Source organism: Paenibacillus sp. GM1FR (genome assembly GCF_002803315.1).
In the GTDB taxonomy this organism is placed as follows: domain Bacteria; phylum Bacillota; class Bacilli; order Paenibacillales; family Paenibacillaceae; genus Paenibacillus; species Paenibacillus amylolyticus.
Map to the genome: position 1 here is coordinate 111,925 of NZ_MKZL01000054.1, position 14,475 is coordinate 126,399.

The window sequence follows — 14,475 nt, forward strand, 5'->3', positions numbered from 1 at the left end:
TAAGCCAGCAAAGTAAATTCCAAACAGGGGAACCGATATTTTTCACCCCTGCATCCGTGGATCGTCACCTTACGGTATGATAGCGTTAACATTTACAATAAGTGTATTCAAATCGCCGAGGGGGATTATAGAGATGTTGAAAAAATGGCTTTCGGGTTTCCTGGCAATAACATTGTTCTCCATTATTCTGGCTGGCTGTGCTGGCGGGGACACTTCAGAAGGAGGCAGTGGGAATGACAAAGTAACCGTCACACTCTGGCACAACTGGACCGGACAGGATGCAAAAGCGGTTGCGATGCGCAAAATTATTGAAGATTTTCGCGCGGCGCATCCAGATATTGAAGTTGTAGATGAAGGCTTGCCAACAGATGGTCTCAAAACCCGGCTTCGTACAGTGGCCGCTGCCAACGAGATGCCAGACCTGTTCGTGATGTGGCCGGATGCCATGACGAAGGAATTTGTAAAAGGGGATCTGTTACAGCCCATTAATGCAGAGCTGGACGCAAAGCCGGAGTGGAAAGACAACTTTATCCCGAATGCACTGGATGGATACACTGTGGACGGGAATATCTACTCCGTGCCGATGAATCTGGCGCCAAGTTCCTTCATTTATTACAATGAAGCTCTTTTCAAACAGTACAACGTAAAAGTACCTGAGACATGGGCGGAACTGGAACAAGCGATTGCTACTTTTAATCAAAATAAAGTCATTCCCATGGCACTTGGCAACAAGGCCAACTGGGTAGCTCAATCAACGATATTCAGTACACTGGCTGATCGGATTACCGGCACAGACTGGTTCCTGAAAGCGGCAGCACAAGAGGGTGCTAGCTTTACCGATCCACAATTTATTGAAGCCTTGAACAAGATGCAGGAGCTTGGCAACACCAAAGCATTCCAAGATGGATTCAACAGTATCGATGAGACACAGATGATGCAGCTTTATTTCCAAGGTAAGGCAGCGATGGTCATGAACGGCGGATGGGCCTTGGCAAATCTGGTGAACAATGCACCTGAAGAGGTGTTGAACAACACACATATCACGATTCTTCCTCCAGTGGACGGAGGTCAGGGTGAACCAAGAACAACATCCGGTGTAGTAGGAACCGGGTTGGGTGTAAGTAAAAAGCTGAGCGGTGCGCAAAAAGAGGCAGCGATGGAGCTGTTCTACGCGCTGGCAGGACCTGATGGTCAGAAGGCCACATTGGATAGCAGCACATTGGTGAGTTACAAGATTGATCTGGACAAAACCAAAGCACATCCATTGTTCGTTGAATTATATGATCTGATGCAGGAAGTGAAGATCACGCCAGTATACGATTCCAAGCTGGGATCGGCAACGGTTGAGGTTATTAATAATGCATTGCAAGAGTTGCTTATGGGCGGCAAGGCCGAAGACATTGCGGCTAAAATTCAGGCGGCTCAAGCCAATGCAGTTAGTCAGTAACCATTCGTTAAAACCCCTTCCCGGCAGGGGAGGGGTTTTAAGTATGGATGAGATAGTCAGTTGCAAGTTGGTAAAGGCATTTATGGAAGGGAAGTGAACAGATGAACGCACTGCGAAGTCGGCGTTTTATTATGCTGGGGCTGGCCCCGGCAGTCATCATTTATGCATTGTTTGTATTTGTACCGGTCGTGTGGTCGGCATACTACGGTTTCTTCAACTGGTCCGGCATCGGCGCATCCAAATATATTGGTGTGGATAATTACGTAGAGATCTGGCATGATCCTGTGTTTTGGCGGGCACTGAAAAATAACGTTATTTTTGTGTTGGCATCGGTGTTTGGACAAATTCCGTTAGCGTTGATGTTGGCGGTCATATTACACAAAAGCAATCCATTACAGCGGTTTCTGCGCTCAGCCGTATTTCTGCCGATGGTGTTATCCACTGTCGTTATCGGTATGATCTGGCAGTATATCTATCATCCGCAGATCGGGATATTGAACTTTCTGCTGGACGCTCTGGGGCTGGAAAGTTGGAAGCTACAATGGCTTTCCGATGACAAGATTGCCATTTTCTCATTGGTACCGCCGCTGCTCTGGAGCTTTGTCGGGTTGTATCTGATTATCTTTATCTCGGCACTACAGAATATTCCAGGCGAGATTCATGATGCTGCCAAAATAGACGGTGCTTCAGGAATCCGGAAACTGGTGTCGGTCTCTTTGCCCATAATCTGGGGTACGGTTCAGGTAGCGATCATTCTATGTATTTCGGGTAGTCTGAAATCATTTGATCTGGTCTACATCATGACCAAGGGTGGTCCGGCACATGCGACGGAACTGCTTGCAACGTATATGTACAATTCAACCTTTACAACATACCGATATGGTTTTGGTAGTGCGATCTCCACAACCATCGTACTGATCTCCCTGCTGCTGATCGGAACAAGCCAGTGGCTAACTAGTCGCAAACGAAAAGAGAATCAATAGAGAGGAGGAGCTATCATGCGCGTGACACCTGTATCCATGCCATCACCTCGAAGCAGCTCGGGCCATCCGATTCGTCGCTTACGTAGCGGAATTGTTTGGACGCTGCTAACGGTCTATGGTATTTTAACATTGTATCCGTTCTACTGGCTCGTGATTAGTGCATTCAAAACAAATGAAGATTTCTATAGCAGGCCCTTTGGTCTGCCGGAAAACTGGAATGTTGCCAATTTCAGCAATGCATGGGAAAGCTCCAGGCTAGGGACTGCTTTTGGCAATTCACTAATCGTATCGGTGGGTTCACTTATTCTGACGCTGTTTATTGCAGCGCTGGCTTCATTCATCCTGGCTCGTTTCCAGTTTCGCTGGAAAGGGTTGATCATGACCTTCTTTGTTGTTGGTATGCTCATTCCGATCCATAGTACGCTTGTCCCCTTATTTATTTTAATGAAACAGATGTCCTTGCTAAATACGTACTGGGCCTTAATATTACCTTATACGGCTTTTGCATTGCCTACGGCCATTTTTGTGCTTACGGCTTATCTGACAAGTGTTCCACGTGATATTGAAGAGGCAGCTTTTATTGATGGAACAGGACTTTGGGGGCTGTTTACCCGGATCATGTTACCCATGTCCGTACCTGCGTTGTCTACGGTTACGATCCTGAGTTTCTTGCATGCGTGGAATGACTTTTCTTTTGCGCTTGTATTCATCAACAAAACCGGATTGAAAACGTTACCGCTGGCCATTGCGAACTTTGCGGATGGATATCAGACGGATTACGGATTAACGCTTGCTGCCATGACCCTATCGGTTATTCCAACCATTATCTTGTATCTCGTATTCCAGGAACAAGTTATGAAAGGCATGACAGCCGGAGCTGTCAAAGGATAAGCGAAAGCGCATCCAGAGGAGGAGAAACGTTTGGCACGCTGGCTCACATCTTCGTTACAAAGGAAGCTATCGGTCGTCGTGACGGCTTCAATGATTGTGCCATTGCTGGCGTTGGGTCTGTTCGCCTTTCTGATCTCTTCCCGCATTACAGAGCAAAAAACAAAACTGTCCGGCATGGATACGCTGAAACAGGTGGAAGCAAATCTTCGTTATATGTTGCAGGATGCCGAGAATCTCTCCATTTTCCTGATTGGAGAACGGGACATCCAGCAGTATCTTAGCCACAATGAAGATCATGAGCTGGACCGGGTGGATATCCTGGGAAGGATGACCAATCTGGCGGCTTCCAAGAAATATATTGCGAACATCGCCATATATCCAAGCCGATTCGATGCCACATTGTCAACCGCTACCTGGTATGAATCCAATGAATCCAACCTTTCGTATCCCTCTGTTCCAAGCGGTGAAGCAGTCAAACAATGGACGGGGGTATACCCGGTGCAGAATTACGCGGGTATTCAAAATGTGATCACATTGGTTCGGCCGATTCGCAGTATCCATGATTATCGACCGATCGGCTGGTTAGCCATTAGTCTGGATGAGAAGGCCATATCCAAAGGATGGGCCGCTCTGGGATTAGGCAGAGGGCAAGGCAGACTGGAGCTCATCGGCAGTTCTGGAGAGATTCTGTCTTCGATGGACAAATCCCGGCTTGGACTTAAACTGGAGCAGGCTGAACAAGGTGTCACAACGTTAATTCAGGATGGCGGTAGCGGAACAACCACATATGGCAGTGGTGAAGATAAACGGACATTGCTCTATTATCCGGAAGAATTGACGGGGTGGACGTTGGTTGGAACAGTCCCTTACGACCAGTACAAGTCCGAGAATCGGTACATTCTTATTCTGACCGGTTGCGCCGTTGCCATGTCTGCTGCGATAAGTGCTGCCTTGGTCTGGTTTACGGTGCGGCGTGTGACGAGGCCGCTTCGTGTGCTTACCAGACATCTGTCCCGAATTGATCCGGAGCGTCCTCTTCCGCTGTTCCGGTCTGAAAGTGATGACGAGATTGGCAGGCTTGGGGAGAGTTACAATCTGCTCGGTGCACATATTCAGTTATTGAAGGAAGAGGTTATTCGAGGTGAAGCTCGCAAAAAAGAGGCAGATCTTCGAGTGCTTCAGGCGCAGATTAACCCGCACTTTCTCTATAACACGCTCTCTTCCATTCACTGGATTGCCTTAATGTCTGAAGAGAAGAGAATTGCGGATATGGTTGAGGGCCTGAGTGATTTTCTACGTATCAGCTTGAATAATGGTCAGGATTACTGCCCTGTGGAACAGGAAATTGCTCATATTCGCCATTATGTGCGTGTGCAGTCGATTCGTTTCCCTGATCAATTTGTGTTGCATTATATCGTAGATCCAGCACTTGAGAAGCGAATGATGCTGAAGCTATTGCTGCAACCGCTTGTTGAGAACGCCATGATTCATGGCATTCAGCCCAAAGCAGGCGTGGGTACCATCACCATAATGATTCGCAAGGACCCGGATAATGAACAGATAAATGTGCTGGTGCTGGATGATGGTGTAGGCATGGAGCCGGACAGACTGGAGCAATTAAGGATAAGCATTAGGGAATGGAAGGGAAAACAGCCGGAAAAACAGCTGAACCAAGGCGGTTATGGGCTCTGCAATGTGAATGAGAGACTGCTGCTCCATTATGGAGCGGATGCACAGCTTGAAGTAGACAGCAGGGTTGGGGGAGGTACCCGGATTTCGTTTTCCATTCCAATCTTGGAGGGTTTACCATGAGACTATTAATTGTTGATGATGAAGTGATTATCCGTACAGGGCTTGCCAGCGTTATCGCTTGGCATGAACTCGGAATTGAACTTCTTCAACCTGCTGCCTCGGCAGAGGAGGCGTTAACACGCATGGCTGAGGAACGTCCGAATATCCTGATGACGGATATTCGGATGACAGGCAGATCAGGGCTGGAACTGGCAGAAGAGGGCCTGCGATTACTACCTGAGCTGGAGGTCATTATTTTGTCTGGATACGATGACTTTTCTTATGCCCAACAGGCGATTCGCCAAGGCGTTACAGATTATCTGCTCAAAACAAGCAAGCCGGAAGAGATCATCAAAACCGTATTACAGGCCAAACAGCGAATCACGGAACGTTGGGCAGAGAAGTCCAGAGAGGGACAGCTTATGCGGGAGAATCGGGAGCGGTTATTTGCCGGGTGGATCATTGATGGTGACACCGCTTCGGGCCATTTTCCTTCATTCTTGCGATCTGATGCTGGAAAAGAGGCAGGGGTTGTTGGCCTTGATGATGAACAGATTCTCAGACAAGTCATTATTCTTCGAGCAGAGGGTTGGGATCGATCCTCGGATGCGCTATTACGATTTGCGGTGCAGAATACCCTGGAGGATATGTTACCTGGTGCCATTGCTCATGTAGAGAAACAGCAAATTATTTGTGTAGTTGCATGGCCGCCTGTGGAACATGAATATACGTACAGGCTGGAGAGTGCACTACGTCGGATGGAGCAATTACTGAAGTGCACCGTGCGCGCAGCGATAGGTCTGCCTATGCGTGGATATGCAGATCTGCACGAAAGCTACAGAACTGCTTCAGCTGCCTTCCGATATCGGGGTTTGATGGATGATAAAGTATGGCATTATGAGCACGTTCAGGATCGCCGAGGTGGTAAAACTGTACTTACGCACAAAGAGGAGACCAGACTTGGTACAATATTGCTGGATAATGATTCAGTCACGTTAACGACTTGGACGCGGGAACTTGTGGCTAATCTGATTACAGAACCGGAGGTCACACCAGATTCGTTCAATGCTTGTCTGCACTCGGCCGTCATTGCAGGTCATCGCTGGCTGACTCGCACAATGCGAGCCACAGGGCGTGAAGAACCCGCAAGGCTGGAGCCTTGGTTGCCGGAACCGGATGGCGAGGCTGCGGAGCTCGGGGATATGCTGTTTCATCATCTGTATGGTCTGATGCATGTCTATCATAGCCGAATGGGTCAGGGACAGGCTGCCCATGTGCAGAAGGCTATTGGTTATATTGAATCTTCATTGGCGCAGGATATTAATCTGCAGCAGGTAGCTGGACATGTTCATTTGCATCCGGGTCACCTCAGTGAACTGTTTAAAAAAGAAATGGGTGTGACCTTCGGAGATTTTGTCACCGATATGCGTATACGAAGAGCGATGGATATGCTGGCGGTGTCTCCAGCGAAGGTCAGTGAAGTCGCTGCAATCAGCGGCTACGAGGACGTGAAATATTTTAGCAGACTGTTCAAAAAACATACGGGCAAGACCCCGAGTGAGTATCGCGAAGAGGCGTTGTTGTTCAAGCCTTCGGGAAGTTAGAAATGAGCAGATTAGGAAACATGTTTTACCTTTCTGCAAACGTTTTCGATATGGTATTACTCAGGGTTATTGGAGAGTGAGGGCATACTGATGAAGACCTATAGTTCAAGTCAGGATTTATCGGGACAATGGATGATACAGCATTTTGAAGTTGGAGAGAAGCGGGCAATGGATGTGGCAGCTGCTGCACTGGATGACCGTTTCTGGATCGGGGCTGAAGTGCCTGGCGATGTACATGCTGCATTGGTTGAGCGCAGTATCATTGATCCGCCCTATTACGGACATAATGATGCCAAAAGTCGCTGGATTGAACAAAAGGAATGGTGGTACCGCACAACCTTCAATCTGGTAAGAGATGCAGAGACGGAGGAGCACTTTGAATTGGTGTTCGAAGGATTGGATACGTTTGCAACGGTATATGTCAACGGCCATGAAGTCGGGAAAACGGCCAATATGCTTATGTCACATGCATTTGATGTAACGTCTCTGGTACGCAGCGGTTGGAATGCGATTGCTGTCAAGTTTGATCCGCTTCACCTGCATCACCAGGACAAAGAAACCTTTGACTGGTCCTCATATACGAAGGAACGGCCATGGTTGCGCAAAGCAGCGATGAACTTTGGCTGGGACTGGGGTCCACGCATGGTTACGGTGGGGATCTGGGGTACGGTAAGGCTGGAAAAACGAACAATCGCCAAGCTGGACAATATGTATGCTCGTACGGAATCAGTCAGTTCAGAGTTGGCCGTCTTACATGTCACAGCGGATGTGAAGTCGGTCTTGTCTTACCGTAACAGACAGAAATGTGAGCAGGCTGTGGTTGCGACCTGTAATGTTCGTCTGTTGGATCGCAGTGGACACGAGGTGGCAGGTGTCACTGAACTACCCGTAGAGGGTGGTATAGCAGATACCACATTAAACGTTACGTCACCTCAGTTATGGTGGACTCATGATCTGGGTGAGCCGTATCTGTATACGCTGGAGGTTACATTATTCGCCGATGGCGTTGAGGTGGATCGTTATAGCGAGCCTTATGGGTTACGAACGATTGAGCTGGCTCTTCACAATGAACGGGGTGAAGATGCATTTACTTTTATCCTGAACGGAGTCAAAGTATATGCCAAGGGTGCCAACTGGATCCCGGCTGATCATCTGATTGGCGCCATCCCCAACTCTCGGTATCGTGAGCTTGTCGAGCTGTCGGTGGAAGGGCATATGAACATGCTGCGTGTCTGGGCTGGTGGTATATATGAGAAGGATGTCTTCTACGATGAGTGTGATCGGCAAGGGGTGTTGGTGTGGCAGGATTTTGCATTCGCGAATGCACTGTTCCCGGATTTCAATCGTGATTTCATGGATAATGTACGGCAAGAGGTAGAAAACAATGTCTTACGTCTGCGTAACCGTGCCTCGCTTGCCCTCTGGTGTGGGAATAATGAAATAGATTGGCTCTATGATATGAAGTCTGCAAGTGGAGATATTACCAGCCCGTTCTACGGTGAACAGATCTATCATGAGCTAATCCCTGAAGTGCTAGAGCGATTGGATCTGTCTCGTCCGTACTGGCCTTCTTCGCCGTTCGGAGACAGCAACGGTCAGGATGCGAATGACCCGGATGTGGGGGATCGCCACAACTGGCAGGTATGGCATGGTTCGGTCTATCCAAGGAAGCATGGAGAGCCACCGCTGCTGGACTACAGTATTGAAGGTGTAACGTTCAAAAATTATAAAAAGGATCATGCGTTGTTCAGCAGTGAATTTGGTATGCATGCCTCGGCCAATCGTTACACACTAGAGAAAAATATGCCCGCAGGTCAGTTTTACTGGGGCAGTCCGGAGATGGCCTATCGTAACAAAGATACCAACCACCAGAAAGGTATTCTGCTAATGGAGGGTTACACAGGGATTCCGCAAGATATAGAAGAGTATATGAACTACTCCATGCTTACTCAAGCAGAAGGGCTACGATATGGAATTGAACATTTTCGGCGCATCAATCACCGCAACAGCGGAGCGCTTGTATGGCAATTGAATGATAGTTGGCCAGGAACAAGCTGGTCCATGATTGATTATGAACTGCTGCCGAAGGCATCCTTTTATTATGGGAAAATATTCTTTCATCCTGTCCTGTTGTCACTGGAGCATGAGCCGGGGGAGCCGCTTGCGATGTGGGTTGTGAACGATACACGTGACGTCTTGAAAGGGGAGCTTCGACTCAATGTCTATGCATTGAATGGAGAGAAGATCTACTCCAGCTCACATGCTGTTGAGGTAACATCCCAATCCTCACGGTGTATTGCTGAATTAACTGAAGTACAGGTGTTACAGGGTAGACGCGCGGAGGAAGTAATGGTTGAGTTGGTATCCGAAGGATTTGCGGCACCGAGTAATCGATACTTCTTGCGTGATCCTAAGGATGTGAAGTTGCCAGAGTCGCAATTGAGCGTACATGTGAACGAGGAGGAGCAGTCTGTTACGGTTACGGCCAGTGGTGCGATTGCACGATTGGTGAAGCTGGAGCTTCCCCTTGGGCGTGTCCGATTCAGTGACAATTATTTCGATCTGCTCCCCGGTGAGAGCCGAACAGTGAGACTACTGCACCCAGAGCAAACGTCCCTGCCACTGACAGAACTTCGAGTTAGTGCCATGAACGGCAGAGAAGGATAAAATAATAATCACAGACTTCGAATCTTATTCGAGGTTCAAGGTGGTAATCCTGATCAGGGATGCCACCTTTTTTACTTTTGCAGCAGGGTGAGTTCCTGTCGTTGTGTCAGGTGGTTTAGTCCTTATTCCACAAGCGAAACTTCCAATCGGGTTCACATCTTGAATCATTAAGGTTAGAATGATATAGAGAAATCGTTTTCAAAGGAGGTGGATTCATGTCATTTGTCTTTTATCCGGAGATGGTTATATTCATTCTGATGTTGATCCTGCTGATTATTGGTATTGTATATATCGTACGTAAAAGCAAACAAGTATTGCGCCGCTTAAGCAATCTGGAGAAAGCAGTATATGAAAAAGATAACATCTCATCCTATCCGAAGGACGTGGATACTGTACAAGAAGCACCCAGAGAAGACACGTTTGCTCCACGCAAACGAAAATGAAGAAGGATACGGAATTACATAAAAAAGATAAACCAACAAACCAAAGAGCCGATTCTTCTCTATGAGGAAGTGATCGGCTGTTTGGGCATATAGACATTTTACTCGTATTTACTGGGTTTAGAGAAAGGATTCATAACGCTGTTGGAAAGAGGATTCCATCTCCATTTGCCGAGCAAGTTGTTGCTGTACCTTTGCCCCGCGAATCGTCTGAAGTTCCTGAAGTTGTGCAGTGGAACTGAATTGATCTGCAGCCATTTGGACAAGTAATTCGGAGAGCACATCCGCATCTTCGAGCGCGGCATTAAGTCCAAACGCACCGGTTGGTGTCATGGTATGAGCGGCATCACCGATGAGTACAACATTGTCCTGTGCCCACGACGGGCAATAGCTGCTTTCGACAGATAACAGAACAAAATCACTCCAGCTCTGAATGTTGGCAGCTACAGAATCAGACAGGCAAGGAAAAGCAGATACAAGTTTATCTACAAAAGGAGCAATCGGCTGCTCTCGCAGCTTGGAGTAAGCTCCTGCGGGAATGTTCCATCCAATCTGAACATAACCGCCGAACTGTGAGAACAGTGCGAGCTGTTGACCATCCATGCTGGCCATTCGAACAGCGGGTTCCCAACCTACGGGTGCCGGAATGCGTGCCCAGAGCAGATCATACCCATGCTTACGAATCTCCGGGGTCATACCGGAATGTTTGCGTACAGCAGAGTATCTGCCATCAGCACCCACAATTACAGATGCTTCAATGGAGGCAGGAACACCCTTCTGCCGAATGTTAATACCCACGACCTGGCCGTTCTTGTCTCGTAACAAACCGGTCATAATCGTATTGAATAGTACTTGTTCATATGAACTGTGCTGCTGAGCATTCGACACGATGGCTTCCAGGAGATGATCTTGGGGTACATGAATACCAACATGAGATTCTCCATTGCCCGGTGATACCGTATGAATAATCTGCCCATTTTCCCAATACTGAATCTGTTCCAAGAGCAGCGCTCCTCGTTCCTGAATGAGGGAATAGAGGGCGTGTTTATTCAAAATGGCTTCGCCATCCACATTAAGCAACTCCCCGCGAAACGACTTGTGCAGGTGGGGCTGCCGCTCAATGAGCATCGTGGAGATTCCTTTTTGATTCAGTAAATAAGAAAGCAAAGCACCGCCAGGTCCCGCGCCGACGATGCAAACGTCCGTTTTGAGTTGTGATTGTGTATTCTGATTCATGTGCATAAGTCCCTTGCATTATAATGGTGACGCTTTATTTACTTTATAACAACAGATTTATTAAAATCATTAAGTAACTAAAAGTAACTTTAAAGATATAGGTTATTATAAACAAACCCGTTGCCATAATGCAATAGGCGAAACCCAAAATAAAACAAGAGTCTTGCAGTCAACGATAGGGTGTCGGATACAAGCGCATTTTTCACAAACATCATAGTGTAAATATGTTACAATATAAGGTAGGTTATGATGAAAGGCGGAGGAACGTTTATGAGCCCGGATACGGAGCGAAACTCTCAATTGGCAAATGTGGATCAATTGTTGGAGGCCTTCTTCAGATATAAAAATAAAGTATTGGATCAGCAGCAGAAGACCGAAACCAACTGTAAACTGAATCCGACAAAAAGTCATATATTGGGCATGATTTTACGTGAAAAACGCTGCATGGCGGTTGATGTGGCTAGACAACTCAGTTTGTCTTCCGGCGCAACCACCATTGTACTGAATCAACTGGAGACGGAAGGGTTGATCCAGCGGGTGCGCAGTGAAGAAGACCGGAGAATTGTGTGGCTGTCCTTAACGGATGAAGGCGCGAAGCTTGCCAAGACACTTAATGCGAATCGCGGCCGAATGACGTGGGAATTGTTGCAAGCACTTTCCGAAGAGGAGCAACAGCAGATGTTTGGCATGCTGAAGAAAATTGAACTGAAACTGCTGGAGAACATGAAGTCGTTTGAGCAGATCCACCGGTAGTCCATAATATGACTTGATTCCTTGAAGACGTCAGTCCTCATGAGTTCGTCCCTAATTGCGGGGGGATGAACCTTGAAGACTGGCGTTTTTGAGTTGGTTTACAAATGAAAGCGAACCACATGATCTGTCATGCCTTCTTGGATCAAAATTTCTTTTTGCTTGCTGCCCATCAGGTCAAAGTGGGGAAAGGGCTGCCGCCGATGAATGTATCGCGGGTCCAGCCCATGATCGTTGCACCAACGTTCGAGACGTTCCAGATCTGCACAGCCAACTTTGGTGACACTGGTGATACCGGGAAATCGGTTGTCAATCCAGAAGTGAGTGAGGTACGCAATCTCACCACGAGCCACTTGTTCCTTCCACGCAGCAAGCTCCTGTCGTTTAATTCCAAATGCCATAGATGCAAGTTCCTTTCCAAACGGGTATTGTCCTGAGCATATTGTAACATCTTATATACAGAATCCATCAGAAATCTTTCATTCAGACTGGTCTGAGGCGAGTTGATTGGGTATATGAATATGACAACATTTTTATAATAAAGGTTGGATTATGTTAAAATAAACCTATACAACAAAGGTTTCACCACTTCTATAGCGGAAAGGGATTGTCATCATGGAAATATTTATTGCCGTACTTGTATTACTGGTCCTGATTGGTTTATCCAATATTTTAAACCGGTTTGTACCCTTTATTCCCATTCCGCTCATTCAAATCGTGCTTGGTGTAGCTATAGCTTTGCTTCCCGCAGGTGTTCACCTGCCGTTGAATCCGGAATTGTTCTTTGTACTGTTCATCGCTCCTTTGTTATACAACGATGGTAAGCGAACGCCAAGGAATGAATTATGGAATCTGCGTGCACCGATACTTCTGCTTGCACTAGGGCTTGTATTCGTGACGGTGGTCGTGGCGGGATATGCCATTCACTGGCTGATTCCTTCGATTCCGTTACCTGCTGCTTTTGCTCTTGCAGCCATACTGTCCCCGACAGATGCTGTGGCCGTTGGCGCCATGGCGGGCCGGGTACATTTGCCTAAAGGCATACATAGGCTTCTTGAGGGTGAAGCATTAATGAATGATGCATCTGGACTCGTTGCCTTCAAATTCGCAATTGCAGCCACAGTTACAGGTGTATTTTCCCTGGCGAATGCAACCTTCAGTTTTATTCTGATTGCGATTGGCGGACTTCTTGTCGGGGCATTGTTATCTTTTCTGTTAATCAGGCTAGGGGTATGGATCCGTAGATTGGGCATGGAAGATGTGACCATTCACATGTTGCTGCAAATCCTGACGCCATTTATCATCTATCTGGTGAGTGAAGAAATTGGGGTATCAGGTATTCTTGCGGTAGTGGCAGGCGGTATTATCCACGCCATTGAGCGTGACCGCGCTGAATCGGTTCAGTTGAAAATGCAGGTGGTATCTGCGAGCACATGGTCAGTCATTTTATTTATACTTAATGGTCTGGTGTTTGTTATTTTGGGTGTACAGGTACCGGATGTGTTGAGTACCATCTTTGAAAATGTTTCGTTTAATAATCTGCAGGTGTTGGGATATGTGGGCTTGATCTCGGTGCTACTGCTGGTTCTGCGTTTTCTCTGGATCTATCTGTTCTGGCAAGGGAATGAATTGTTGCGTACCAAATCCTCTATTGGCAGGCCCAGATTCAAGGATATTACGATCATTTCCCTCTCTGGAGTGCGGGGGGCTGTAACATTGGCGGGTGCGTTCTCCATTCCTTATGTGCTTCAGGATGGATCACCTTTCCCTGAACGGGATCTGATTATTTTCCTCGCGGCAGGAGTTATCCTCTTCTCCCTGATTGCAGCGAGCGTGTTTCTTCCAGTTCTGGCCAAGGACGATGGGAAATCTACAGAAGAAACACCGCAGAAGTCAGAACGAAAAGCACATGACATTATGCTGAATGCGGCAATACGAGCTGTCAAATCCGAAATGAACGATGAGAACAAAGCTGCGGCACTCGCGGTTGTCTCCGACTTGTCCAAGTACATCAGACAGGCCGCAGGTCAGCTTACCGCCGATAAACGCAAAGATATTCAGAAACAAGAAACGGCTATTAACCTGATTGCCACCCGGGCGGAGCGTAAAGAAGTTGAAGTAATGTTAGACGAAAATGCAATTGCTTCTGATGCGGCCTTCAAATGTGACAGCTGGCTGGATCGCAAGGAAATGATGCTGGCGAATCGCGCAAACACTCAGTTCATGACCTCGATCAGCGAAATCGGTCGTGTGTTAGGACATCTCTTCACCAACCGGTCCCAGAAGCCGAATCAACCATTTATGCTTGAAAATGCAGAACTGTTCCGTCAGGTGAAGCTGCGCACCTCTGAAGCGGCAATTAAGGCTATTCGTGCCCATATGAACGATGGGAATCGAGTAGTCGCACTGTCGGTCATTGCCAAGTATGAGCGTGTAATTGCCAAATTGCGCACCTGGAACCAAGGTAAAACGGAAGATCCATTTAATCAGGAGAAATTGGAGTTGCAGATGGTGGCGATTCAGGAACAGCGTAATACAGTGCAACAACTGTATGAAAACGGCGAAATCACCCGTGATGTGGCTGCCAAGCTGCGCCGGTTTATTAACGACGTGGAAGCAACTGCGCTGAAAAACACCTAATCCGATAAATCCGATATTTTAAATAT

Annotated in this window: 11 protein-coding genes; 9 read left to right on the plus strand and 2 right to left on the minus strand. The window is 47.4% G+C overall.

Annotated features, from left to right (window positions below; translation table 11 throughout):
* Window positions 1-133: 133 nt before the first annotated feature.
* The 7 genes from PAEAM_RS24775 to PAEAM_RS24805 all read left to right on the plus strand — a co-directional run bounded on the left by PAEAM_RS24775 (window position 134) and on the right by PAEAM_RS24805 (window position 9,826).
* On the plus strand, window positions 134-1,447 hold the full coding sequence (locus PAEAM_RS24775; RefSeq protein ID WP_036609593.1) for an extracellular solute-binding protein: 1,314 nt from the start codon (window positions 134-136) through the stop codon (window positions 1,445-1,447).
* A 101-nt stretch (window positions 1,448-1,548) separates the two neighbouring features.
* Window positions 1,549-2,430: a carbohydrate ABC transporter permease gene (locus tag PAEAM_RS24780; RefSeq protein ID WP_047842406.1), complete on the plus strand. Its 882-nt coding sequence runs from the start codon at window positions 1,549-1,551 to the stop codon at window positions 2,428-2,430.
* A gap of 36 nt (window positions 2,431-2,466) precedes the next feature.
* A complete protein-coding gene (locus PAEAM_RS24785; protein ID WP_165790059.1) occupies window positions 2,467-3,321 on the plus strand; it encodes a carbohydrate ABC transporter permease in 855 nt (284 codons plus the stop codon).
* A gap of 30 nt (window positions 3,322-3,351) precedes the next feature.
* Complete coding sequence (locus tag PAEAM_RS24790) at window positions 3,352-5,133, plus strand: cache domain-containing sensor histidine kinase (RefSeq protein ID WP_100529328.1); 1,782 nt, start codon at window positions 3,352-3,354, stop codon at window positions 5,131-5,133.
* On the plus strand, window positions 5,130-6,716 hold the full coding sequence (locus PAEAM_RS24795) for a helix-turn-helix domain-containing protein (RefSeq protein ID WP_100529329.1): 1,587 nt from the start codon (window positions 5,130-5,132) through the stop codon (window positions 6,714-6,716). Before PAEAM_RS24790 ends, PAEAM_RS24795 begins: the two co-directional genes overlap by 4 nt.
* Window positions 6,717-6,806: 90 nt before the next feature.
* Window positions 6,807-9,383 (plus strand): beta-mannosidase, encoded by a 2,577-nt coding sequence (locus tag PAEAM_RS24800; protein WP_100529330.1) that lies wholly within the window; start codon window positions 6,807-6,809, stop codon window positions 9,381-9,383.
* Between the two features lie 215 nt (window positions 9,384-9,598).
* Window positions 9,599-9,826, plus strand: a complete 228-nt coding sequence (locus PAEAM_RS24805; RefSeq protein WP_047842410.1) for a hypothetical protein — start codon at window positions 9,599-9,601, stop codon at window positions 9,824-9,826.
* A gap of 117 nt (window positions 9,827-9,943) precedes the next feature.
* Here the strand turns inward: PAEAM_RS24805 and PAEAM_RS24810 are convergent, their stop codons facing one another.
* On the minus strand, window positions 9,944-11,059 hold the full coding sequence (locus tag PAEAM_RS24810) for an FAD-dependent monooxygenase (RefSeq protein WP_100529331.1): 1,116 nt from the start codon (window positions 11,057-11,059) through the stop codon (window positions 9,944-9,946).
* A gap of 270 nt (window positions 11,060-11,329) precedes the next feature.
* Between PAEAM_RS24810 and PAEAM_RS24815 the strand changes: the two genes are divergently transcribed.
* Window positions 11,330-11,812 carry a MarR family winged helix-turn-helix transcriptional regulator gene (locus PAEAM_RS24815; protein ID WP_165790051.1) on the plus strand — a complete coding sequence of 161 codons (483 nt, stop codon included), beginning with the start codon at window positions 11,330-11,332 and terminating at the stop codon, window positions 11,810-11,812.
* A 98-nt stretch (window positions 11,813-11,910) separates the two neighbouring features.
* Here the strand turns inward: PAEAM_RS24815 and PAEAM_RS24820 are convergent, their stop codons facing one another.
* Window positions 11,911-12,210, minus strand: coding sequence for a hypothetical protein (locus PAEAM_RS24820; RefSeq protein WP_047842412.1), 300 nt, complete (start codon window positions 12,208-12,210; stop codon window positions 11,911-11,913).
* A 214-nt stretch (window positions 12,211-12,424) separates the two neighbouring features.
* Here PAEAM_RS24820 and PAEAM_RS24825 point away from each other — a divergent pair, with 214 nt between their 5' ends.
* A complete protein-coding gene (locus PAEAM_RS24825; RefSeq protein ID WP_036609574.1) occupies window positions 12,425-14,449 on the plus strand; it encodes a Na+/H+ antiporter in 2,025 nt (674 codons plus the stop codon).
* The last annotated feature ends 26 nt before the right edge of the window (window positions 14,450-14,475 follow it).

Coding starts and splice junctions, on each gene's coding strand:
- PAEAM_RS24775 (WP_036609593.1), top strand. CDS start 134: ATGTTGAAAAAATGGCTTTCGGGTTTCCTGGCAATAACATTGTTCTCC.
- PAEAM_RS24815 (WP_165790051.1), top strand. CDS start 11,330: ATGAGCCCGGATACGGAGCGAAACTCTCAATTGGCAAATGTGGATCAA.
- PAEAM_RS24795 (WP_100529329.1), top strand. CDS start 5,130: ATGAGACTATTAATTGTTGATGATGAAGTGATTATCCGTACAGGGCTT.
- PAEAM_RS24825 (WP_036609574.1), top strand. CDS start 12,425: ATGGAAATATTTATTGCCGTACTTGTATTACTGGTCCTGATTGGTTTA.
- PAEAM_RS24785 (WP_165790059.1), top strand. CDS start 2,467: ATGCCATCACCTCGAAGCAGCTCGGGCCATCCGATTCGTCGCTTACGT.
- PAEAM_RS24820 (WP_047842412.1), bottom strand. CDS start 12,210: ATGGCATTTGGAATTAAACGACAGGAGCTTGCTGCGTGGAAGGAACAA.
- PAEAM_RS24810 (WP_100529331.1), bottom strand. CDS start 11,059: ATGAATCAGAATACACAATCACAACTCAAAACGGACGTTTGCATCGTC.
- PAEAM_RS24800 (WP_100529330.1), top strand. CDS start 6,807: ATGAAGACCTATAGTTCAAGTCAGGATTTATCGGGACAATGGATGATA.
- PAEAM_RS24780 (WP_047842406.1), top strand. CDS start 1,549: ATGAACGCACTGCGAAGTCGGCGTTTTATTATGCTGGGGCTGGCCCCG.
- PAEAM_RS24805 (WP_047842410.1), top strand. CDS start 9,599: ATGTCATTTGTCTTTTATCCGGAGATGGTTATATTCATTCTGATGTTG.